Source organism: Streptomyces sp. NPDC086777 (genome assembly GCF_040702065.1).
Classification (GTDB): domain Bacteria; phylum Actinomycetota; class Actinomycetes; order Streptomycetales; family Streptomycetaceae; genus Streptomyces.
In genome coordinates this window covers 243371-265996 of the sequence record NZ_JBFBJI010000002.1, presented here as the reverse complement: position 1 = coordinate 265996, position 22626 = coordinate 243371, and the positions used below count along the sequence as shown (strand labels likewise).

Sequence of the window (22626 nt, the reverse complement as noted above, 5' to 3'; positions counted from 1 at the left end):
GGACGGGTCAGTGAGCGGTGGTCGTGCGCTCGCCGGAGCGGGTGGCGGTTCTGCGGCGTACGGCGGAGACGGCGCCGATGAGGATCAGGGTCAGCAGCGATGCGCCGCCGACGGCGGTGCCCAGGCGCAGGCCGGGCGGGTGGAAGGTGCAGGTCAGGCTGGTGGCGGAGGAGCCGAGCGGGACGGCGATCAGGCCGTGGAACTCGCCCGCCGGGACCTCGTCGCCGCCCGCGGAGCAGCGCCAGCCGGCGATCCGCGGGGCGGCCACCACGGCGGTTCCCCTGCTGCCCGCGGGGAGTCGGGCGTGCAGGGTGCCGTCGGAGACGGTCACCTCGGTCGCGCCGGTGGCCTTCAGGTGCTGGACGGCGGTGCGCAGTCTCGCGGTGTCGAGGCAGCCGACCGCGCCCTGTGCCGGGAAGCGGCCGAGCCGGTCGGGCTCCAGGTCGATCCGGACCTGACCCGCGGCGCCCACGGTGCCGAGCGGCTGCATCGCGGCGGTCTTCGCGTTCTCGGCGTCGGACCGGAACAGCTTCTGCTCGCCGCCGCCGGCGAGCCGGGCGGTGCCGGAGTAGTGCGGTGCCCACAGGAAGACGGAACTGCCGGGCCGGCAGCGGGCGGTGACCGTCCGCGCTCCGTCGACCGGCAGGCCCTGCGCCTCGTCGCCCTGGTGCGTACCGCTGAGGGTGGTGCGGGGCAGGGTGTAGACGCGGGCGCCGAGCAGGAGTTCCTGGTTGCGGTAGGGGGACGGGCCGAAGGCGGCCGGGGTGGAGTGCGCGGCGGCGGGCCGTACCGTCACCAGCGGCGGGACGTCCTCGCGGGTGACGGTGGAGGGGCCGCCGCCCTGGGGCAGCCACTTCTGGTGCGGATCCGGCGGGTTGTGCACCCGGGCGCCCACCGAGAAGACCGCGTCGGTGACGGGGTTGTCGAGGCTCTGCAGGCTGCGGCCGCGTGAGGTCCAGCCGTCGCCGAGCGCGGTCAGGGTGCGGCTGAGGACGTCGGCGGTGAGGCTGCTGTAGTACTGGGAGCCCTGGCCGCCGACCATCATGGGGTCGTTGGCGACGGTCTGGTCGCGGCCGGGTTCGGTGCGGTACGCGGGCCAGGCGTCGGCGCTCGCGACCGCGTCCGCCTCCCTCTGCTGGCGGTCGCCCCAGGGCGCGTAGTCGTCCATGTGTCCGAGCCGCATCCGGGTGGCCACGGCCGAGGTGGCGGCGGCCTCGCCGAACTGGGCGCCGATCAGCAGGACGACGGCCAGTCCGGCCAGCACCGGCCGGGCGTTCCCGAGACCCAGCAGCGTGAGCCCGCCGAGCGTGCCCGCGGCCGCGAGCAGCACCACCGGCCAGGTGTGGTGGCCGTGCTGCTCGGTGAGGGCGCTGCGGCTCGCGGCCGCGGCGACCAGGGCCAGCAGGACGGCGGCGGCGCCGAGTGCCCGCCGGTCGGGCGGCCCGTAGGCCAGTGCGTGCCAGGCCGCGATGACCAGCAGGGCACAGAGCACGAAGGCCTGCCGGTACGAGCTGCCGTTCGGGACGGCGAAGGCGTGCCAGGCCAGGCTGGTCGGCGCCCACTGGAGCGAGAGGGCGACCGCGAGCACCAGGACCGTCCAGCCGGCCCGCACCCGGACCGGGACCTTCCGGTGGAAGGGCAGTGCGAGGGCGAGCACCAGTGCGGTGACGCCGACGTAGAGGGCCGGGGAGCCGTAGCTGTAGGTCGTCGGCAGCAGCCGGGCGAGCAGGTCCTCGGTGCCGACGGGGGCGAACCGGCCCTCGCGGCCGGGGTAGGCGTGCTTGGTGCCGGAGTACACGACGATCACCAGCGGCGCGGCCAGCCCGATGCCCAGCCCGACGGTCGCGGCGGCCCGGCCCACCACCGCGAGGGCGCGCCGCCACGGCAGTTCGGCGAGCACGAGCCGGAGCAGCAGCACCAGGGCGGCGCCGAGGGTGGCCATGTAGGCGGTGTAGAAGTTGGCGATCCAGGCGAGCGCCACGATCAGCACCCCGCCCAGCGGGCGCCGGCCGGCCATCGCCCACTCGCCGACCAGGCAGAACAGCGGCAGCGCGATCAGGCCGTCGAGCCACATGGGGTTGTAGGAGGCGAGGGCGAGGCTCCAGCCGCACAGCGCGTAGGAGGCGCCCAGGACGCCGGCCACCCACCAGCGGCCCCGGCGCAGGCTCATCAGCAGCCAGGCCATGGCGGCGGCGGCGACCGCCGTCTTCAGCACGGTGACCGTGTACACCGCGAGGTCGATCTCGTCGCGCGGGAAGAGGGCGACCAGGAGCGCGAACGGGCTGCTCACATAGGTGCCGAGGTCCGGCAGGAAGCTGGAGCCGTAGCCGGACTGCCAGTTGACGAGGAGGCCGCCGTCGGCCCTGCCGTGCAGCAGGTCCCAGAGGTGGGCGTGGAAGGGCACGTACTGGTTGCCGAGGTCGTTGACGCTGCGGGTGCGGGGCCCGAACGGGTAGCTGCGCGCGATCACGTCGGCGGCACAGAACGCCACGGTGGCGAGAAGTGCCGCGAGCAGCGCGGCGGCCGCTCCCGGATCGGCTCTCCGCCATTTCACCGGGCCGTTTTCCCGTTCCTCCTGGCCCCCTGCCGGTTTCGCCCCCTGTTCACGCCCGGCCAGGACGGTGCGATTCATTCTGTGCGGCCCCCAGATAAAAAACGGGGTCGTCACTCCCCGCAGGTCGGTGTTTCGCCGACTTAGACGGGTCGAGGTTCCGGATGGTTGTGTCGCGCCGGTGAAGTAATAGGTCGAATTCCGAATCCGAGTGCATTATGGGAAAGAATTCGCGACCTCAAAGGAAACGGCAGCTTTCCGAGAAATGTTTCGCAGGTTAACTCGCCTGTGTGAGGCCGGTACCGGCACGGTGCGGGGCCGCGTCACGGGCCGCCGGCGTGAACCGTCCGCGATGTGCGCGTTCGACGGCCTGACCCCAGTACGTCCCCGAGACGACGAGGGCGGCCCCGAGAACGGAGAGGACGGTGAGCCGCTCACCGCCGAGGGCGGTGCCGACCAGCAGGGCCCACACCGGCTCGGTGCCCAGCAGGAGTCCGGCCCGGGTCGCGGAGGTGTGCTGGACCGCCCAGGTCTGGGCGAGGAAGGCGAACAGACCGCAGAAGAGGGCCAGGTAGAGGAGCTGGGCCCAGGTGGCGGCGCCGACCCGGGCCGACGCCGGCAGTCCCGGTGCCGCGGGCAGCAGGAACAGCGCGGCGCCGACGGCGCACTGCACGGCGGTCAGCTGCAGTGGGCGCAGGGTCCGGCCCGCGGCCACCCGGCCCACCAGCACCACGTGGCCGGCGCGCACCACGGCCGCCGCGAGCATCAGCAGGTCACCCGTTCCGGGGGCACCCAGCCCGTTCCCGGAGACGAGCAGCCCGACACCCGCGAGGCACACCCCGGCGGCGAGGAAGAACCGTCCCGGCAGACCGACCCGGTCCAGGACGGGGGTGAGGACCAGGGTGAGGCTGATGATCAGGCCCGCGTTCCCGGCGCTGGTGTGGGCGACGCCGTACGTCTCCAGGACGAGGACGGCGGCCTGGGTGAGGCCGAGCAGAGCGCCGTAGACCTTCTCGTCCCGGGTGAGCCGGCCTGCCGCGCCGCGGGACCGCAGCAGCAGGAGCGCGCACGCGAGCGCCCCGACGGCGTAGCGCACGAAGAGGACGGTCGGGACGGGCAGGGCGTCCGTGGCCGTCTTCGCCGTCAGATAGCTGGAGCCCCAGACGACGGCGACGGCCAGGAGCACCACGTCGATACGGCGGGTGGTCGGCATGCCGTTCACGATCCACGCCCCGCACGTTGAAGTAAACGACGACCTTCTCAACCAACCCTTTAGCAAAGCTACACTCACACCGTGGACGAACGTCAGCTGCGGGTCCTGCGGGAGCTGGGCGAACTGGGCAGTGTCACGGCCGCCGCCGAGGCGCTGCGGGTGACGCCCTCGGCCGTCTCGCAGCAGCTGCGGCTGCTCCAGCGTTCGATCCCGGTCCCGCTCACCGAGCGGGCAGGCCGCCGGCTGGTCCTCACCCCGGCCGGACAGGCCCTCGCGGACGCGGCGATCGGCGTGGAGACCGCGCTGGCCCGGGCCCGCCACACCATCGACGCGTACGTCGACGAACCCGACGGCACGGTGTCGCTGTCCGCCTTCCACAGCGGAGCCGCCGCGTTCTTCCCCCTGCTGCTACGACGGCTGCCCGGGCCGGGATCCCCCCGGCTCGCCCTCCACGACGAGGACGTGGCCCAGTCCGGTTTCGCGCCCCTGACCCGCACCTACGACCTGGTCCTGGCCCACCGTCTGGACCACGCCCCGCCCTGGCCCCGGACCGCCACGGCCACCCCGCTGCTGCGGGAACCGCTCGACATCGCCCTGCCCGCCGGTCACCCGCTGGCCGCCCGGGACGCCCTGACCGCGCACGACGTCGCCGACCAGCCCTGGATCACCGTGCACGACGGCTTCCCGCTGCTGGCCACGGTCGAGGCCATCGCGGCGGCGGCCGGGCGCCGGGTCGACATCGTGCACCGGGTCAACGAGACCGCCGTGGTCGCGGAGGTGGTCGCCGCGGGCGGCGGAGTCGCCCTCATGCCCCGCTGGACCTCCCGCCCGCACCCCGGCATCACCCTCCGCCCCCTCGCGGGCATCGTGGCCCACCGCCACATCGACGTTCTCCACCGCCCCGAGCGCACGGCCCGCAGGGCGGTGCGCACCGTTCTCGGCGAACTCGTCGCGGCCGCGGACATCGTCCGCGGCACGTCGAGGTGACCGTCCCCCGCCTTGACCTGGAGCGCGCTCCAACTCCTAGCGTTCGTGTCCTGACCGTTTCCGACGAGACCGTGTCCGCAGAGAACGGAAGAACCGACATGAGCGAGAGCACCACCCGCGACGAGCGCTTCGCCCACGGCCTCGACGTCATGGGCCGGGTGGACGGCGGCACCGGGCCGCGCGTCCTCGACAGCCTGGCGGACATCAGCCCCGAACTGGGCCACCAGGTGGTCGCCTGGGGCTTCGGGGAGATCTATTCCAGGCCCCAGCTGGTGCCCCGGGACCGGCAGTTGGTGACGCTGGGCATGCTCACCGCACTGGGCGGCTGCGAACCCCAGCTGGAGGTGCACATCAACTTCTCCCTCAACGCGGGGCTCACGCCCGAGGAGATCGTCGAGGCGCTGCTGCACTCCGCCGGGTACTGCGGTTTTCCCAAGGCGCTCAACGCCACCATGGTCGCCAGGAAGGTCTTCGCCGAACGCGGGCTGCTGCCGGTCGGACAGCAGCCCGCGCCGGACGCCACCTCTGCCTGATCCGCACGAAGGTGACCGAGTTCGCCGGGAAGGTGTACGTGAACCGGTCGGCGACCCCGGTGAAGGTGGACGTGACCGGGGCGACCGCGGCGGACGTCTCGGTGTTCACCGCACCGGGCTCGGCCGCGAGCGTGGTCACCCTGGCCTTCCGGGCGACCTGGGCGCCGCCGAGGTCGACGGCGGTACGGGCCGCCGCCGGCCGGGCGTTGACGACCCTGACGATCAGGTCGCCGGTCCTCCGGTCCTCGGTGACGACCTGCCGGAACGGCTCGGCAGCCTTGTCGTCGGTGAAGCCGCCCCACTCCTGACCGGGCCCGTGGCCGGAGGCGGGGGCGCGTAGGGTTGTGGGCCGACGAAGGGATGACCGTGGGCGAGTTCTGGCCGGTGGCGGATGTGCTGGCCCATCTGGCCGGGCCGTGGCGGGTGGACCGGACCGTGCGCGATCTGGCGAGCGGGGCCGAGGGCCGCTTCGAGGGGGCCACGCTCTTCAGCCTCCTGGACGGCGGCGGCCTGCTGCACCGGGAGTCGGGCACGTTCACCTGGCAGGGCGTGGCCCGCCCCGCCGAACGCACCCTGCGCTTCCTGCCCGGCCCGCATCCCGGCGCGGCGGACGTACGCTTCGCCGACGACCGCCCGTTCCACACCCTGGACCTGACGTCGGGCCACCACGTCGCCGACCATCCCTGCTCGGCCGATCTCTACCGCGGCGAGTTCACCGTCCAGGACACCGACCACTGGCGCACGGCATGGCGCGTGGCGGGCCCGGCCAAGGACCTGCTCCTCACAACCGACTACACCCGCCGGTAGCGCCCCCGAAGGGGCGCTCGGGTTACCCCCGGCCGTAGGCCGGGGGTAACCCGGGGCGTGGGGCTCGTGGTCGGGCAGCGGTTCGCGCCGGTGGCGGTACGGCTGCCGGACGGCAAGCGGGTCACCACGACCGCCGCCGGGTACGACTCCGGGTCACCCCCCGGCCGAAGGCCGGAGGAGGAACTGCGCGACTGCGCGACCAGCCACGACGGCGCCGCACCCGGCCGACGACCCGATTCGGCCCACCCGGCGGAGCGCCTACGTACGGGAGGCCTGAGCCGGCGACGGGTCGAACCGCAGGTTCCAGCGGCCGCCCCGGCCCGTCACCGTGACCGTCGAGAGCGGGCGTACGTCGATGTTCCAGTAGGTCGCGGGCGGCGCCTTGAGGACGTAGACGAGCGCGGCCCGGATCACCGAGGGCTCCGCGACGGCGACGATACGGTCGCCGTCGCCCACCGGGCGGGTGTCGAGCCAGCCGCCGACCCGGGTGATGAAGGCCAGCAGCGACTCGCCGCCGTGCGGGGCGCCGATCGGGTCGGAGAGCCAGGCGTCCACCTGGTCCGGCTCCCTGGCCATCGCCTCGCCCAGCGTCAGCCCGCGCCAGCGGCCCATGTCGCAGTCGCGCAGCGCGAGCTGGACCAGCGGGGCATAGCCCAGGACGTCGCCGGTCGCGCGGCTGCGCGGCGTCGGCGAGCAGTAGCGCAGCTCGGCCGCCGCGAGCGGCAGGAGCTCGCCGGCGACGCGCTGCACCTCGTCCCAGCCCGCCTGGTCCAGCGGGCGGTCGTCCTGGAAGCGCTCCGCGAGCAGCGGTGAGCTGCGCGCGGCCGCGACGAACGTGACCCGAAGTGGCATGCGGCGATGGTGTGACGCGCATGTGCGCAGGTCAAGGGCGATCGGGCGGTGAGTTGGCGGACGTGGAGGAAACGTTACCCAAAGGTCAGGAGGAGTCCGACAAGTCAGCCGGAATGTCATCCGGGCGACGGGTAGTAGAGCGCCATCCACTGGTCCGGGTGTTCGAGCGGGGCGAATCCGAGCTTCCTGTAGACCCCGTGGGCGTCGTGGGTCGCCAGCAGCACGCGCCGCACGCCGGACGGCCGCAGGTGCTCACGGACCGCGCCGACCAGCGCGGTGCCGACACCCTTGCCGCGCACCGAAGGGTCGACGTAGACGTCGCAGAGCCAGGCGAACAGCGCCTGGTCGGTCACCACGCGCGCGTACGCCACCTGCTCCCCGGTGACGGTGTCGTAGACCCCGAAGTTGAGCGAGCCCGCCATCGCGCGCCGGTGCTGGTCCAGCGGGCGGCCGGTCGCCCAGTAGGCGTCGGTGGACAGCCAGCGGTGGACCCGCTCGACGTCCACGCGGTCGGTGTCGGCGGAGAACTCGTAGCCCTCGGGGAGGCCGGGTGCGTCGCTCATGCGGGGATCCTCGCCGGTCGGGCCGGCCGGCGTCGATCGGATTTCAGGGTCCGGGACGCAGCACCTCGTCGCAGGCGGCCCGCAGCCGTCGTACCCCCTCCAGGATCTCCCCGGTCCCCGCGACCGCGGCGAAGCTCAGACGGACGTGGGCGGCCGGGGCCTCGGCGCTGAAGTACGGACGGCCGGGGGTGATGGCGACCCCGGCGCGCAGCGCGGCGGCGGTCAGGGTGGTGTCGTCGGTGCCGTCGGGGAGGCGCGGCCAGAGGTGGTAGCCGCCGGAGGGGATGTACGGGAGGGCGAGTTCGGGGATGTGCTGGGCGAGGGCGCCGGTGAGGGTGTCGCGGCGGGTCTTCAGCTCGGCGGCGAGGTTGCGCAGGTGGCGGGGCCAGGCCGGGGAGCCCACGAGTTCCAGGGCGGCCTCCTGGAGCGGGCGGGGGACGAAGAAGGTGTCGACGATCTGGATGGCGCGCAGCCGTTCCAGGACCGGGCCGCGGGCGGCCAGGGCGGCCACCCGGAAGCTCGGCGAGGTGGCCTTGGTGAGCGAGCCGACGTGGACGACGACCCCGTCGGGGTCGTCGGCGGCCAGCGGGCGGGGCAGCGGGCCCGCGTCCGCGTGCACCAGCCGTCGTACGTAGTCGTCCTCGACCACGAACGCGCCGGCCCGGCGGGCGATGGTCAGCACCTCGGCGCGGCGGTCCGGGGCGAGGACGGCGCCGGTCGGGTTCTGGAAGAGGGGCTGGCAGACGAAGACCCGGGCGCCGGTGGCCTTGAAGGCGTCGGCGAGGAGGGCGGGTTTCACGCCGTCGGGGTCGACCGGGACCGGGACCGGGCGGAGGCCGGCGGCACGGGCGATCGCGAGCATCCCCGGGTAGGTGGGCGACTCGACCAGGACCGGGGCGCCGGGCGGGGCGAGTGCGCGCAGGGCGGTCGCCAGGGCGGACTGGCCGCCGGACGCGACCAGCACCTCGGCGGCCGTGAGGGCGCCGCCGATGTCCCGGGCGAACCACTCACGCAGCTCGGGGAGGCCTTCGAGCGGCGGCCGCCCCCAGGCGCCGGGGCGGCGGCCGGCCCGCGCCAGCGCCGCCGCCATCGCGCGCTCGGGTTCCAGGGAGGCGTGCAGGTAGCCGCCGCTGAGCTCCAGCACGCCCGGCGGCGGGGCGGCGAGGCACACCGTGACCCCGGAGGCGTCGACGGTGCGCGGGACCACGTCGAGGGCGCCGTCCGCACTGAGCGCCACCTCCTGCCAGGAGGTGTCCCCGGCGGGCTCGGCCGCGGTGCGCGGCGGGGCCTTGAAGGCGCCGGCGCCGGGCCGGGTGACGACCAGCCCCTCCGCGACCAGCTGGGCGAGCGCCCGGGAGACGGTCACCGGAGAGACCCGGAACCGTTCGACGAGGGCCCGGCTCGACGGGAGCTTTCCACCTGTCGAGTAGCGGTCGAGGTCCCGCCGCAGCTGTTCCGCCAGTTCCACCACGCTGCTACGCTCTTGCATGAGAGCACAGAGTAGCGCTACCGGTCCGACTTCGATAGCGGTCGGCACGCCGGCGGCCGACACCCCGGCCCCTGCCCCGGCCGCCGACTCCTCCCCTCGCCTCGGCACCCTCCAGGCCGCGCTCGGTGTCGTCGCCTTCTCCCTCACCTTCCCGGCCACGGCCTGGGGTCTGGAGGGCTTCGGGCCGTGGGCGCTGGTGGCGGTGCGGAGTGTGCTCGCGGCGGCCATGGCGGGCGGCTGCCTGCTGTTCCTGCGGGTACGGCCGCCCGAGCGCCGGCACCGGGCGGGGCTGGCGGTCGTCGCGGCCGGGGTCGTGGTCGGCTTCCCGCTGCTGACCACGCTCGCCCTGGAGACCTCGACCACCTCGCACGCGGCCGTGGTGGTCGGCCTGCTCCCGCTGACCACCGCCCTCTTCTCGGCCCTGCGCATGGGAATCCGCCCGTCCCGCACCTTCTGGGCGGCGGCCCTGGCCGGTGCGGTGGCCGTGCTGGCGTTCACGGTCACCCAGAGCGGCGGGGAGCTCACGGCCGCCGACGGCTACCTGTTCGCGGCCCTCGTGGTGTGCGCGGCCGGATACACCGAGGGCGGCCGGCTGGCCCGGATCATGCCGGGCTGGCAGGTCATCGGCTGGGCGCTGGTGGGCTGCCTGCCGCTGACCGTGCCGGCCGCCGTGCTCGCGCTGTCGTACGAGCCGGTCGTCTGGAACGCGCACGGGGTGGCCGGGGTGCTGTGGGTGGCGGCGGGCTCGCAGTTCCTGGGCCTGGTGGTCTGGTACCGGGGGATGGCGGCCGTCGGCATTCCGAGGGCCAGCCAGTTGCAGTTGGCCCAGCCGCTGCTCACACTGGTGTGGTCGGTGCTGCTGCTGGGCGAGCACCTCACCGCGGCCGCTCCACTCACGGCCGCCGCCGTGCTCGTGTGCATCGCCGTCACCCAACGATCGCGATCGTGAGGAGGCCCTGGAGATGCGTGCATCCGAGGGCGACCAGCTTGTCCAGCACGGCAGGGTGGTCGGACAGCACGACCAGGTCTCGGAAGTCGTCCAGGTACTCGGCCCCGAGGGCAACCCGCCCTACCGGGTCCGCTTCGAGGACGGCCACGAGGCCATCATGTCCCCCGGTCCCGACTGCCAGGTCAGGCACCGGGAGATCCACGAACAACGCTGAGCGCTCCGCTGGAACGGCCGCGATGTGCGTCTGCCGTCGGTGGGCTGCGGCGCCGTCGTGGCTGCTCGCGCGGTTCATGCCCCAGCCTTCGGCCGGGGTTACCCCCAGCGCCCCTTGCGGGGCGCTGCGGGACCGTGGCGGACGTGTCGGCTCGGTGCGGTCGCCGGCTGCTGGTAGTGGTCGGTGACCACCCGGGAGAGGGCGCCGATGCGGTCGGCGGCGACGTCCTTGGCCGCGAAGTACACGTGGCCGCCGACCTGCGGGTACCTGTCGGCCAGGGTGAGGTGGCGGGACAGTTCGGCCGGGTCCTGCCAGGCCGCGGCGGCGCCGGCGGCCCCCGCCTGGTAGAGCGCCTCGCCGATGTACAGCCGGGTTCCTGACCCCTTGGCCACGCCCGCCCACCAGTCGACCACCTTGGCGTAGTCGGCGGCGGCGTTGCCGATCTGCCAGTACACCTGCGGGACGATGTAGTCGATCCAGTTCTTCTGCACCCATGTCCGGGTGTCGGCGTACAGGTCGTCGTACGTCTCGACGCCCGCCCTGGTGTCGGAGCCGCGCGGGTCGGTGGCGGCGTTGCGCCACACCGCGAACGGGCTGATCCCGAACCGGGTGCCGGGTCGCAGCTTCTTCACCCCGGCGGCGATCTCGGTGACCAGCTTGTCGATGTTGTCCCGCCGCCAGGCCGCCCGGGACGAGAAGTCGCCGCCGTGGGTGTCGTACGAGTCGTCGTCGTCGAAGGTCTGGCCGGCCACCGGGTACGGGTAGAAGTAGTCGTCGAAGTGGACCGCGTCCACCGGGTACCTGGCGACCGCGTCGAGGATCGCCTGCTCCACGAAGGCACGGACGGCCGGGATGCCCGGGTTGTAGTAGAGCCTGCCGCCGTACCGCACCACCCAGTCCGGGTGTTTGCGGGCCGGGTGGGAGGCCACCAGCCTGCCCGGGTCGGTGTCGTTGGCGATCCGGTACGGGTTGAACCAGGCGTGCAGCTGCAGCCCCCGGGCGTGGGCCTCCTCGACGGCGGTGCCCAGCGGGTCCCAGCCGGGGTCCTGGCCCTGGGTGCCGGTGAGGTACTGCGACCAGGGCTCGTAGGGCGAGGGCCAGAACGCGTCGGCGGTGGGCCGTACCTGGAACATCACGGCGTTGAGCCGGTGGTCGACGGCCTTGTCGAGGAGGGCGGTCAGCTCCTTGCGCTGGGCGGACGCCGACAGTCCGGTGCGGGAGGGCCAGTCGCGGTTGGAGACGGTGGCGAGCCACATGCCGCGCATCTCGGTGACCGCCCGGCGGGGCGGCCGTCCGGCCGGCGCGGCCACGCCGGGTGCTGCCGACGCCAGCACGGCCAGGGCCGCCGACGCGAACGCCCTGCGAGACACTCGTGCCATCGTAAGACCCTCTCACTCTCCGGATCCGCTTGGTCACGGATCGCCTCCGCGGCACAGGATGCCCGCACCCGGACGATCGATCATCGATACTTACGGGTAACGTGCTCGAACGGAGCAGGCGCCGGATCCGGAGGTCCTGCCGGCCGCTCGTAGACCAGCGAAGGGGACGATGTGACCGACATCGAGAAGGTCGGAGTCGTGGGCTGCGGCCAGATGGGAGCGGGCATCGCCGAGGTCGCCGCCCGCGCCGGTCTGGACGTGCGCGTCGCCGAGACCACCGGCGAAGCCCTGGAGATCGGCCGCACCCGGCTGCACAACTCCCTGACCAAGGCCGCCGAACGCGGCAAGATCAGCGAGGCGGAGCGGGACGCCACGCTCGCCCGGCTCAGCTTCACCACGGACCTCGGCGAGTTCGCCGACCGTGACCTGGTGATCGAGGCCGTCGTCGAGAACGAGCAGGTGAAGACGGAGATCTTCCAGGTGCTCGACCAGGTGGTGACCCGCCCGGACGCGATCCTGGCCTCCAACACCTCCTCGATCCCGCTGGTGAAGCTGGCCGTCGCCACCTCCCGTCCCGACCACGTCATCGGCGTCCACTTCTTCAACCCGGCCCCGGTGCAGAAGCTGGTCGAGCTGATCCCGGCGCTCACCACGTCCGAGGGCACCCTCAGCCGCGCCCAGATGTTCGCCGAGAAGGTGCTCGGCAAGCACGCGATCCGCGCCCAGGACCGCTCGGGCTTCGTGGTCAACGCGCTGCTGGTGCCGTACCTGCTCTCGTCCATCCGGATGTTCGAGTCCGGCATCGCGAGCCGCGAGGACATCGACAACGGCATGGAGATGGGCTGCGCCCACCCGATGGGCCCGCTGCGGCTGTCCGACCTGATCGGCCTGGACACCATCGTCTCCATCGCGAACAGCATGTACGCCGAGTACAAGGAGCCGCTGTACGCCGCTCCCCCGCTGCTCCAGCGCATGGTCGAGGCCGGCCGGCTGGGCCGGAAGACCGGGTCGGGGTTCTACACGTACGGCTGATCACGCGCGGTCGGCGCACCCCGACGACTACGGGGAGCGACGCGCCACGGGCCCGGCACCGCTGCGGTGCCGGGCCCGCGTGTTTCACACTCCGTGTGCGCGCTGGGCACGCATATGCCCTTCGCACACTCTCCCCACGCGCTCACCAGGCGAGTTCACTCTTCATGCGCATGCAAAGGGATGCGGAACCACACCCTCGATCACGCAAAGGAGCGGACCCGTGACCACCGAACCGGAGCATCCCGTGGTCCAAGGAGAACTCGCAGAGTTACGTCGTCGCCTCGATGTGGCTTACGCCCAGGTCGAGGGAGGACTGAACCTGCTCAGCCACCGCACCAAGGAGACCGCCAAGGAACTGGACGAGCTCAACATCCGCCTGGCGTCGCTGGAACACGCCCGCTGGCCCCTGCCGTCCCTCGCCGCGCTCACCGCACTGGGCGCTCTCGTCGTCACGGTCTGGCAGGCACTGGCCCACTGACCGGGTCCGTCCTAGTCGTCGGTGAGCCTCATGTGGTGCAGCAGCAGTAACGCGGCCGCCATGTTGGCGGCCGGGACCTCCCCGCGGGCGATCATGTCCGGGACGAGCTTGAGAGGGACCCACTCCCGGCGGTCCGACTCGAAGTCGTCCACGGGGTGTCCGACGTACTCGCCCTCGTCGGACCAGTAGATGTGGTGCCGGGCGTCGGTGAGGCCGTTGGACGGCTCCACGGTCATGAGATGGTGCAGGGTTCCCGGCCGCCAGCCGGTCTCCTCCTCCAGTTCCCTGGCGGCCGCGACGGCGATGTCCTCGCCGTCCTCGACGACTCCCGCCGCGAGTTCCCAGCCCCAGCTGTCGGTGATGAAACGGTGGCGCCACAGGAGGAGGACCTCGTCCGCCCCGTTGACCACCGTCGCCACGGCCACGGGCCGCAGCCTTATCACGAAGTGGTCGAGGTGCCGGCCGTCCGGCAGCTCGACATCAGCGAGATTCACGCTGAACCAGCGGTTTTCATACACAGTTTGTTCGTTCTGTTTCGCCCACTGCACGGTTCTGCCACCTTCCGCCGAGTAAGTGGCAATATCGCAGCAGCGGCTTCGAAGGCCTACCGCGCCTGGAGCGGTACGCGCAGTGCGCCGTCGATCAGCTCGGCGGCCTCGGCGGTTCCGGCACCGCCGCTGCGCACCAGGTGCTCGCGTACCGCGCGGAGTCTGTCGCGCAGGCGCTGCGACTCCATCCCGCGGGCCTGCTCGGCCATCTGCACGGCCGTGGCCACCGCGTTCTCGGCGTTCCCCTGGCGCAGTTCGATGGTGCTCAGCATGGCGAGCCGGTGTACCCGCCCGCGGTCGTGGGCGGGGTTGTCCACGGCGGCCGCGGCATGCTCCCGGGCGGCGGCGAGCTCGCCGAGGCTGAGCAGCGCCTCGGCCACCTGTACGTTGACCAGGCCGGGCTGGACATAGCCGGTCTCGTCGGGCTCGTGGCCCCGCCGGATGCGTTCGGCGGCGGACTCGGCCCGCCGGATGCAGGACAACGCGCTCGTGCCGTCGCCGAGGTGGGCGTACGCCTTCGCCTGCATCGCGTAGAGGTCGGAGGCGAGGGCGGGGGTGATGTGCTTGCCCGCGGTGCGCAGCGCGGCCTCCGCGAAGGCGACGGCCTGCCGGAACTCCCGCATGTACAGCGCCTGGTTGACGAGGAGCGCGATGACGTAGGCGCCGAGTCCGCGGTCGCCGCTGGCCTTCGACAGGCGCAGCGCCTGGTGGAAGTAGCGCTGGGCGAGGCCGTGGGCGTCGGAGTCGTAGGCGCAGATGCCGGCGATCGCCACCAGTCCGCCGGTGGCGCGGTGCAGTTGACGGCCCGTGGCATCGGTGTAGCTGCCGCGCAGCAGTGGCGCCGCCTCGGCGTTGAGGAAGCCGACGATCCTGGTGCGGGTGGCCATGCCGCCGGCCTTGCGGTACATCTGCTCGTAGTGTGCCCGGGCGGCGCGCAGCATCTCCAGGTCGGCCGGGGTGACCCGGTGCCGCCCGCCCCGCGAGACGTCGACGTCCTCCGGAGGGTTCTCCCACTCCCACACCGGCATCACGGCGGGCGTGCCGGTGACGGCGGGGGCGCCGAGTATGTGCGGGCGCTGCTGTTCGTCGGAGCGCCACAGCGCGGTGGCCCGTTCGACGAAGCCGGAGAGCGAGGTGGCGTGCGGGACGCTGGGCTCGCCGGGTACCCCGAGGCCGATGTCGTCGAGGGTGACCGGCCGGTGCAACCGGGCCGCGAGCACCTCGCAGATCAGGTCGGGCACCTGGCCGCGCGGCCGCTGGCCCTTCAGCCACCGGGCGACGGCGGTGTGTTCGTAACGCAGCGAGAGTCCACGGGCGCGGCCCGCCTGGTTGACGTGGGCGGCGAGACCCGCGTGCGAGATCCCCGCCTCGTCCAGGATCGCGTCGAGCAGAGAGTTGGGCTGCATGGATGCCCCCCGAGTGGCCTGGTGCCGTCAGCGTAGTGCGAGTGCGTTCACACGGGGTGTGAACGAAGTGCCTGGATCCGTAGCGTGCGCGCGCTGTCGCGGAGCGTGTCGGGCCGGTTGACTGAACTGCCTCGCAAGAGGCCGGCCGGGCCGCCGGCTCCCCCCTCGTACAGTGCGGTGGCCTGGCCGTCGGCTCGGCCGACGAGCGGAAAGGGGGACCGTCAGAGGTAGTTCGTCGACTGCGGGTGCGTCGTGGCTGGTCGCGCAGTTCCCCGCGCCCCCGAGCAGGCGTGTTGGTGCGTGCGTTCGTTACGGAGCACCAGGAGGGCGATGTCGTCGGTGGGGCGGCCCGCCGTGTGGTTGAGCAGAGCGGTGAAGACCGTGCGGAGGATGGTCTGCGGGGAGAACGGGCGGCTTCGTACCGCTTCCGCGAGGGCCTTCGGCAGGGAGAAGAAGCGGCCTCGGGCATCCCTGGCGTCCTCGGCACCGTCCGTGTACAGGACCAGGGACTCGTCGGCCAGCAGCCGACCGCAGGGCGTGGCAGCCAGGTCAGAGGGCAGGGGGAACGGCCCGAGCGGCGGCAGCGGCTCTGCCCGCGACAGCAGCTCGACCCCGGACCCGCTGATCAGGTACGGCCATGGATGGCCGCAGTTGAGGGCGCTGAGCTCGCCGTCTCCGGCGATCTCCAGGAGCAGCAGCGTGACGAACTCCTCGGCCACCGGGCCGTCCGGGTCCTGGCCGCTGGACGGGTGTTCGGCTCTGGCTCGTTCTCGTAGGTGTCGGGCGAGGGCGCGGTCCAGGCGGCCCAGTACCCGGTCCAGTCCGGGTTCGTCGTGGGCGGCCTCGCGGAAGCTGCCGAGGACGGCGGCGACCGTACCGATCGCCGACAGCCCGTGCCCGCGCACGTCGCCCATCACGACCCGTACGCCGTGCTCGGTGGCGACGGCCTCGTAGAGATCGCCGCCGATGCTCGCACCCCGGTCGGCGGAGAGCTGGGCGGCCGCCAGGTTCAGCCCGGCGAGCCGGGGCGGCAACGGGCGCAGCAGGACGCTCTGCGCGGCGCCGGCGACCATGCGGGCCTGCCGCAACTCCCTGAGCAGGGTGTGACGGACGTGGAGTACGAGCCCGGTGCCGACCGCGAAGAACACGGCGCTGGTGACGATGCGCGCGCCGAGCCCGTGCTGTTCGGCCAGCGGGCATCCGAGTTTGTAGCCGACCGCGACGGCACCCCACACCGTGGGCAATCCCAGGACGAGGGCGCGGCGTCTGGGCCGTGAGTTCGTGCGGATCATGCCGATGGCCCCCATGTAGGCGCCTGACAGAACAGACGGACCGACCCCGAAAGGCCGGTCCGATTCTGTCGACGGCATGCCCCTACTGGGCCATGTCCCGGATGGATCTCACCCGAATGAGTGACCACCACCAGGACACCCGCATTTATGCAGGTGGCAGTACATGTTTCACGCCGCGGGAGACAGCGCCCCGTCAGGGGCGCTGGGGGTACCGCCGGCCGAAGGCCGGGGGAGGAACTGCGCGACCAGCCACACACAACCCGCAGCCGGCCGACAGCAGTCCCCCTACGGCGCCTAGCCCCGCAGCACCGCTCCCGTACGCTCCCCCGCAAGGGCGACAGCCGCATCGCGAGCAGCCGACGCCTCTTCGACGGTCAACGTCCGGTCACCGGCCCGGAACCGCAACGCATACGCCAGCGACTTCTTCTCCTCGCCGAGCTGCGCAGCGTTCTCGTAGACGTCGAACAGCCGGATCGCCTCGAGGAGTTCACCGGCACCCTCACGCAGCGCCGCCTCGACCTCCGCCGCCGGCACCGGCTTGTCCACCACGAGGGCGACATCCTGCGTGGCCACCGGGAAGGTGGAGATGCTCGGCGCCTGCGGCGTACCGTCGCCCACCTGTTCCAGCGCGTCCAGGTCCAGCTCCATCGCGCAGGTGCGCGCGGGCAGCCCCAGCGCCTTGACGACGCGCGGGTGCAGCTCACCGGCGTGGCCCACGACCCGCTCCGCGCCGTCGGCGACGACGACCAGCTCGGCGCACCGGCCGGGGTGCCACGGCCCGTACTGCCCGGACCGCACGATCAGCTCGGCCCCGGCCTCACGCGCGACCGCGCGCCCCGCCTCGACCGCGTCGGCCCAGTCGGCCGGACGGCCCTTGCCCCACCAGCCGGCCTGCTCGCGGGCGCCCGCGAGGACGACGGCGACGTGGCGCGGCTGCTCGGGCAGCACGGCGTCGAGCGAGGCGAGTTCCGCGTCGGTCGGGCGGCGGTCGACCGGCAGGTGACCGGCGATGCCCTGCTCCGGGCGCGGCAGGAAGACCAGGCCGGTCTCGAACAGCGCCAGGTCGTGCGCACCGCGCCCGTCGTTGCGCCGGAGCGCACCGAGCAGGCCCGGCAGCAGCGAGGTGCGGAGCGCGGGCTCCTCGTCGTTGAGCGGGTTGGTCAGCCGGACGACGCGGCGGGCCGGGTCGTCGGCGGCCAGGCCCAGCTGGTCGAAGACCTGCTCGCTGACGAACGGGTAGTTCGGCGCCTCGACGTAGCCGGCCCCGGCGAGCGCGCGGCCCACCCGGCGGTGCAGCCGCTGCCGGTGGGTCAGGCCCCGGCCGGACGGCGGCTTGGGCAGCGTGGAGGGCAGGTTCTCGTAGCCCTCCAGGCGGATGACCTCTTCGGCCAGGTCGTTCTGCTCCAGCAGGTCGGGCCGCCAGGACGGCACGGTGACGAGCAGCTCGTCCTGCCCGTAGACGTCGCAGCCCACCTCCTGGAGGCGGCGCACGACGGTCTCCCGGCCGTACTCGACGCCCGCGACCCGGTCCGGGTGGTTCGCCGCGAGGGCGATGGTGTGCGGCCCGGACGGCGCGATGACCTCGGTGACGCCGGCCTCGGCGGCGCCGCCCGCGAGCAGCACCAGCAGGTCGACCGTGCGCTGTGCGGCGGCGGCCGCTGCCTGCGGGTCGACCCCGCGCTCGAAGCGGCGGGAGGCCTCCGAGGACAGCTTGTGGCGGCGGGCGGTGCGCGCGATGGCGACGGCGTCGAAGTGGGCCGCCTCGATGACCACGTCGGTGGTGGCGTTCTCCTCGTCCGCGTGGTCGGCGATCTCGGTGTTGGCGCCGCCCATGACGCCCGCGAGGCCGATCGGGCCGCGGTCGTCGGTGATCACCAGGTCCTCGGCGTGCAGCTTCCGCTCGGTGCCGTCGAGGGTGACGATCTTCTCGCCCTCGGCCGCACGGCGGACGCCGATGGTGCCCTGGACCAGCTTGCGGTCGTAGGCGTGCAGCGGCTGGCCGAGCTCCATCATCACGTAGTTGGTGACGTCGACGGCCAGGGAGATCGGGCGCATGCCGACCTTCTGCAGGCGGCGCTGCAGCCAGATCGGGGAGCGGGCCTCGGGGCTCAGGCCGGTGACGGTGCGCGCGGTGAAGCGGTCGCAGCCGAGCGGGTCCAGGACCTGGACCGGGTAGCCGAAGGCGTTCGGCCCGGGCACGTCGAGAAGGGCCGGGTCGCGCAGCGGCAGGCCGTAGGCGATGGCGGCCTCACGGGCCACGCCGCGGATGGACAGGCAGTCGCCGCGGTTGGCGGTGACGGCGATGTCCAGGACCTCGTCGACCAGCTCCAGGAGCTCGATGGCGTCCTTGCCGACCTCGGTCTCCGGCGGCAGCACGATGATGCCGTGGGTGCCGTCGTCGCCCATGCCCAGCTCGCCGCTGGAGCAGATCATGCCGTGCGAGGTCCTGCCGTACGTCTTGCGCGCGGCGATGGCGAAGTCGCCGGGGAGCACCGCGCCCGGGAGCACGACCACGACCTTGTCGCCGACGGCGAAGTTGCGGGCGCCGCAGACGATCTCCTGGGGCTCGCCGGTGCCGTTGGCGGTGCCGACGTCGACGGTGCAGAAGCGGATCGGCTTCTTGAAGCCCTCCAGCTCCTCGATGGTCAGCACCCGGCCGACCACCAGGGGGCCCTTGAGGCCGTCGCCGAGCTGCTCGACGGTCTCGACCTCCAGACCGCCCGAAATCAGCTTGGCCTGCACGTCGCGGCCGGTCTCGGTGGCCGGCAGGTCGACGTACTCCCGCAGCCAGGAAAGCGGGACCCGCATCAGATCTCCATCCCGAACGGCCGGGTGAACCGGACGTCACCCTCGACCATGTCTCGCATGTCCTCGACGTTGTGGCGGAACATCAGCATCCGCTCGATGCCGAACCCGAAGGCGAAGCCGCTGTACTTCTCCGGGTCGACGCCGCAGGCGGTGAGCACCCGCGGGTTGACCATGCCGCAGCCGCCCAGCTCGATCCAGCCCTCCGAGGAGCAGGTACGGCAGGGGCGGTCGGGGTTGCCGACGGACTCGCCCTTGCAGACGTAGCACAGCATGTCCATCTCGGCGCTGGGCTCGGTGAAGGGGAAGAAGTTCGGCCGCAGCCGGGTCTTCATGCCGGGGCCGAAGAGCGACTGGACCATGTGGTCCAGGGTGCCCTTGAGGTCCGCCATGGTCAGGCCCTCGTCCACGGCGAGCAGCTCGACCTGGTGGAAGACCGGGGTGTGCGTGGCGTCCAGCTCGTCGGTGCGGTACACCCGGCCGGGGCAGATCACGTACACCGGCAGCTCGCGGTCGAGCAGCGAGCGGATCTGGACCGGGGAGGTGTGGGTGCGCAGCACGACACCGGACTCGGTGCCGCCCTCGGGTCCCTGCACGAAGAAGGTGTCCGCCTCACCGCGGGCCGGGTGGTCCGGGCCGATGTTGAGGGCGTCGAAGTTGAACCACTCGGCCTCGACCTGCGGGCCCTCGGCGACCTCGTAGCCCATGGCCACGAAGATGTCCTCGATGCGGTCGGACAGGGTGGTCAGCGGGTGGCGGGCGCCGGCCGGGACCCGGTCGTGGGGCAGTGTGACGTCCACCGCCTCCTCGACCAGCACCCGGGCGTCACGCTCGGCCTCCAGCTCCTCCTGGCGGCCCGCGAGGGCCTTGTTCACGGCGCCGCGGGCCTGGCCGACCAGCTTTCCGGCGGCCGCCTTGGCGTGCGGGGGCAGGGCGCCGATCTCGCGGTTGGCGAGGGCCAGCGGGGAGGTGCCGCCGGTGTGGGCGACCTTCGCCTCCTGGAGCGCGTCGAGGGAACTCGCTGCGGCGAAGGCGGCGAGCGCCTCGTCCCGCATGCGGTCGATCTCGTCCGGTTTCAACGCCTCGACCTCGACAGGGTCGTACGACTTATTGGGTGCCGACATCTCTTCCCGTGCTTCCGATTCGCTGGCGGATGGTCCCCGAGACCGTTGATGGGCCGTGAGAAGGACACAAAGGTGCCAAAGGCCGAGTCTAACGGGGTGGAGGTATACGAAGAGCCCGTGGGCCGTCAGGCGAGATACGCCGGCGCGCTCACGGGCAACGTAAATCGGAACTCGGCCCCGCCGCCGGGGGCGCGTCCGACGGTGATGGTGCCGCCGTGGGCCTCGACGATGCCCTTGACGATGTACAGCCCGAGGCCGGTGCCGCCGCGCTTGCTGCCCCGCCAGAAGCGGGTGAAGACGCGGTTCATGGACTCCTCCGGGATGCCGGGCCCCTCGTCGCTCACCGTGACCGATGTGGCTGCGTTCAGATGGCCTTCGCCTTCGCGCGGGGAGGCCGTGGCCGTGATGTCGATGGTGACAGTTCCCTCGCCGTGGCGCACGGCATTTTCGATGAGGTTGCTGAGGACCTGGTCCACCTTGTCGGGGTCGGCCCACAGCGCGGGCAGCGGCTGCTCGACGCGGAGCAGGAAGCGGTCGGCGGGCAGCCCGGCGGCGACGTAGGCCTGGATGTGCCGCCCGACGGCCGCGCCGATGTCCACGGGCTGCCTGCGGACCTCCAGCCGTCCGCTGTCGATCCGCGAGATGTCCAGCAGCTCGGCGATGAGCCGGGTGACCCGGTCGGCGTCGGCGTCGACGGTCTCCAGCATCAGCCGTTTCTGGTCGTCGGTGAACCGTTCCCACTTCGCGAGCAGGGTGGCCGTGAACCCCTTGACGGAGGTCAGCGGCGACCGCAGCTCGTGCGCGACGGTGGCGATCAGCTCGGCGTGGCTGCGTTCGGTACGGCGCCGGGCCTCGGTGTCCCGCAGCGACACGACGACCCGGCGGACCGGCCCGGTCGGCTCGGCCCGCACGTACCTGGCCGAGACCAGCACTTCCCGGCCGCCGGGCAGCAGCAGGTTGCGCTCGGGCTGGCCGACCCGGATGGCGAGGCCGCCGTAGGGGTCGGTGAGCTGCCACCAGCGCCGGCCTTCCAGGTCCTCCAGGGGGAGGGCCTTCTCCAGGCGCTGTCCGAGGGCGTCGGCGGCCGCGGTCGCGGTGATCCGGGCGGCGGCGGCGTTGAAACGGACGACGAGACCGTGTTCGTCGGCGACCACCAGGCCGTCGGGCAGCTCGTCGGGGTCGATGGCGAGCCCGGTGAGGTCGCCGTGCCGGGGTGCCGGTACGCGTCCGGTGCCGCGGCCCCCCGGCGCGTTGCTGGTGCCGACACTCATACCCCGTACTCCACCTCTCAGACGGCGCAGCAGGCCCCCGAGCTGGTCACCCTACTAGCTCAGGGTGACGGAGCGGCACCCTCCGGAGGCGCGCTGTGCACGGGCCGATGCGTAGAGACATACGGCGGCGGCGGTGGCGAGGTTCAGGCTCTCGGCCTTCCCGTGGATGGGGACGCGCACGACGGCGTCCGCCAGCGCGCGGGTCTCCTCCGGGAGCCCCCAGGCCTCGTTCCCGAACACCCAGGCCGTGGGGCCGCCCATGGTGCCCTTGTCCAGCTCGTCGTCGAGGTCGTCGGTGCCGGCTCCGTCGGCGGCCAGGACCCGCACGCCGGCGCCCTTCAGCCCGGCGACGGCCTGCTCGACGGGGACACCGACGGCGACGGGCAGGTGGAAGTGCGAGCCGACGGAGGCCCGCACCGCCTTCGGGTTGTACAGGTCCACGGACGCGTCGGTCAGTACGACGGCCTCCGCACCCGCGGCGTCGGCGCACCGCAGCACGGTGCCGGCGTTGCCCGGGTCGCGGACGTTGGCGAGCACGGCGACGAGCCTGGGGCGGGCGGCGAGGATGTCCTCGAACGGCGTGTCCAGGAACCGGCAGACCCCGACGAGCCCCTGGGGCGTCACGGTGGTCGAGATGTCGGCGATGACCTCCTCGGCGGCGAGGTGGATGCGGGCGCCGGCGGTCCGCGCGTCTCCGATGATGTCGGCGTAGCGCTCCGCGGCCTCGACGGTCGCGAACAGCTCGACGAGCGTCGCCGTGGCACCGACCCGATGCCCGGCCGCCTCCCGCACGGCCTGCGGCCCCTCGGCGAGGAACAGCCGCTCCTTGCCCCGGAAGTTCCGCCGCTCGAGCCGCCGGGCAGCGGCGACACGCGCGGAGCGGGGGGAGATCAGCTCGGGGGTGGGCATGGTGTCGTTCACCTTCGGAGAGATCAGTAGCTTTCTTACCCGCCGCTGCGGCCGGTTCTTCGGCCGCGGGCCGGTGGGGGCTGGTCGCGCAGTCCCTCCCCCGGCCTTCGGCCGGCGTACCCCCAGCGCCTCTTACGGGGAGCTTCCCGGCCGTGGCTCACACAGCTGCGGGCAGTCGTGCCGCCGGGGCGGCACGGGTGGGCGCTGGGGGTACCCCCGGCCGA

Annotated in this window: 20 protein-coding genes and 1 pseudogene; 7 read left to right on the top strand and 14 right to left on the bottom strand. The window is 72.9% G+C overall.

What is annotated here, in order from left to right; translation table 11 throughout:
- Positions 1–7: 7 nt before the first annotated feature.
- Both AB0472_RS03775 and AB0472_RS03770 read right to left on the bottom strand, forming a co-directional pair.
- Complete coding sequence (locus tag AB0472_RS03775; protein WP_366353093.1) at positions 8–2554, bottom strand: YfhO family protein; 2547 nt, start codon at positions 2552–2554, stop codon at positions 8–10.
- A gap of 274 nt (positions 2555–2828) precedes the next feature.
- A complete protein-coding gene (locus tag AB0472_RS03770; RefSeq protein WP_366353092.1) occupies positions 2829–3764 on the bottom strand; it encodes a DMT family transporter in 936 nt (311 codons plus the stop codon).
- An 81-nt stretch (positions 3765–3845) separates the two neighbouring features.
- Between AB0472_RS03770 and AB0472_RS03765 the strand changes: the two genes are divergently transcribed.
- A complete protein-coding gene (locus AB0472_RS03765; protein ID WP_366353091.1) occupies positions 3846–4751 on the top strand; it encodes a LysR family transcriptional regulator in 906 nt (301 codons plus the stop codon).
- A gap of 98 nt (positions 4752–4849) precedes the next feature.
- Positions 4850–5284, top strand: coding sequence for a carboxymuconolactone decarboxylase family protein (locus tag AB0472_RS03760; protein WP_366353090.1), 435 nt, complete (start codon positions 4850–4852; stop codon positions 5282–5284).
- Here AB0472_RS03760 and AB0472_RS03755 read toward each other — a convergent pair.
- A pseudogene (locus AB0472_RS03755) lies at positions 5274–5594 on the bottom strand (alpha-L-arabinofuranosidase C-terminal domain-containing protein); the annotation flags it as partial. The gene AB0472_RS03760 and the pseudogene AB0472_RS03755 overlap by 11 nt on opposite strands.
- Before the next feature lie 56 nt (positions 5595–5650).
- On the opposite strand from AB0472_RS03755, the gene AB0472_RS03750 reads away from it, so the two are divergent.
- Positions 5651–6091 carry a DUF6314 family protein gene (locus AB0472_RS03750; protein WP_366353088.1) on the top strand — a complete coding sequence of 147 codons (441 nt, stop codon included), beginning with the start codon at positions 5651–5653 and terminating at the stop codon, positions 6089–6091.
- A gap of 258 nt (positions 6092–6349) precedes the next feature.
- Here the strand turns inward: AB0472_RS03750 and AB0472_RS03745 are convergent, their stop codons facing one another.
- The 3 genes from AB0472_RS03745 to AB0472_RS03735 all read right to left on the bottom strand — a co-directional run bounded on the left by AB0472_RS03745 (position 6350) and on the right by AB0472_RS03735 (position 8995).
- Positions 6350–6943, bottom strand: coding sequence for a histidine phosphatase family protein (locus tag AB0472_RS03745; RefSeq protein WP_366353087.1), 594 nt, complete (start codon positions 6941–6943; stop codon positions 6350–6352).
- Positions 6944–7059: 116 nt separating this feature from the next.
- Positions 7060–7506, bottom strand: a complete 447-nt coding sequence (locus tag AB0472_RS03740; protein WP_366353086.1) for a GNAT family N-acetyltransferase — start codon at positions 7504–7506, stop codon at positions 7060–7062.
- A gap of 43 nt (positions 7507–7549) precedes the next feature.
- A complete protein-coding gene (locus AB0472_RS03735) occupies positions 7550–8995 on the bottom strand; it encodes a PLP-dependent aminotransferase family protein (RefSeq protein WP_366353084.1) in 1446 nt (481 codons plus the stop codon).
- Here AB0472_RS03735 and AB0472_RS03730 point away from each other — a divergent pair.
- Both AB0472_RS03730 and AB0472_RS03725 read left to right on the top strand, forming a co-directional pair.
- Entirely contained in the window at positions 8994–9944 is a 951-nt protein-coding gene (locus AB0472_RS03730) for a DMT family transporter (protein ID WP_366353082.1), read from the top strand. The two genes, AB0472_RS03735 and AB0472_RS03730, sit on opposite strands and share 2 nt — an antisense overlap.
- Positions 9945–9957: 13 nt before the next feature.
- Entirely contained in the window at positions 9958–10158 is a 201-nt protein-coding gene (locus AB0472_RS03725) for a DUF1918 domain-containing protein (RefSeq protein WP_366353081.1), read from the top strand.
- A 98-nt stretch (positions 10159–10256) separates the two neighbouring features.
- On the opposite strand, the gene AB0472_RS03720 is transcribed toward AB0472_RS03725, so the two are convergent.
- Positions 10257–11537, bottom strand: a complete 1281-nt coding sequence (locus AB0472_RS03720) for a family 10 glycosylhydrolase (RefSeq protein ID WP_366353079.1) — start codon at positions 11535–11537, stop codon at positions 10257–10259.
- Positions 11538–11708: 171 nt separating this feature from the next.
- Between AB0472_RS03720 and AB0472_RS03715 the strand changes: the two genes are divergently transcribed.
- Complete coding sequence (locus AB0472_RS03715; RefSeq protein WP_366353077.1) at positions 11709–12569, top strand: 3-hydroxybutyryl-CoA dehydrogenase; 861 nt, start codon at positions 11709–11711, stop codon at positions 12567–12569.
- A gap of 220 nt (positions 12570–12789) precedes the next feature.
- On the top strand, positions 12790–13047 hold the full coding sequence (locus tag AB0472_RS03710; protein ID WP_366353076.1) for a hypothetical protein: 258 nt from the start codon (positions 12790–12792) through the stop codon (positions 13045–13047).
- 11 nt (positions 13048–13058) lie between these two features.
- On the opposite strand, the gene AB0472_RS03705 is transcribed toward AB0472_RS03710, so the two are convergent.
- From AB0472_RS03705 to AB0472_RS03675, 7 genes are all read right to left on the bottom strand, one after another.
- On the bottom strand, positions 13059–13595 hold the full coding sequence (locus tag AB0472_RS03705) for an NUDIX hydrolase (protein ID WP_366353074.1): 537 nt from the start codon (positions 13593–13595) through the stop codon (positions 13059–13061).
- Positions 13596–13651: 56 nt separating this feature from the next.
- The gene (locus AB0472_RS03700) at positions 13652–15001 is read right to left on the bottom strand and encodes a transcriptional regulator (RefSeq protein WP_366353073.1); all 1350 of its coding nucleotides are present in this window, start codon (positions 14999–15001) and stop codon (positions 13652–13654) included.
- Between the two features lie 221 nt (positions 15002–15222).
- A complete protein-coding gene (locus tag AB0472_RS03695) occupies positions 15223–16293 on the bottom strand; it encodes a PP2C family protein-serine/threonine phosphatase (protein WP_366353071.1) in 1071 nt (356 codons plus the stop codon).
- A gap of 294 nt (positions 16294–16587) precedes the next feature.
- Complete coding sequence (gene pheT / locus AB0472_RS03690; protein WP_366353069.1) at positions 16588–19101, bottom strand: phenylalanine--tRNA ligase subunit beta; 2514 nt, start codon at positions 19099–19101, stop codon at positions 16588–16590.
- Positions 19101–20222: a phenylalanine--tRNA ligase subunit alpha gene (gene pheS, locus AB0472_RS03685; protein ID WP_366353067.1), complete on the bottom strand. Its 1122-nt coding sequence runs from the start codon at positions 20220–20222 to the stop codon at positions 19101–19103. Before pheS ends, pheT begins: the two co-directional genes overlap by 1 nt.
- A 125-nt stretch (positions 20223–20347) precedes the next feature.
- Positions 20348–21493 (bottom strand): ATP-binding protein, encoded by a 1146-nt coding sequence (locus AB0472_RS03680; protein ID WP_366353065.1) that lies wholly within the window; start codon positions 21491–21493, stop codon positions 20348–20350.
- A 54-nt stretch (positions 21494–21547) separates the two neighbouring features.
- Positions 21548–22402 (bottom strand): RNA methyltransferase, encoded by an 855-nt coding sequence (locus AB0472_RS03675; protein WP_366353063.1) that lies wholly within the window; start codon positions 22400–22402, stop codon positions 21548–21550.
- Positions 22403–22626 lie beyond the last annotated feature (224 nt).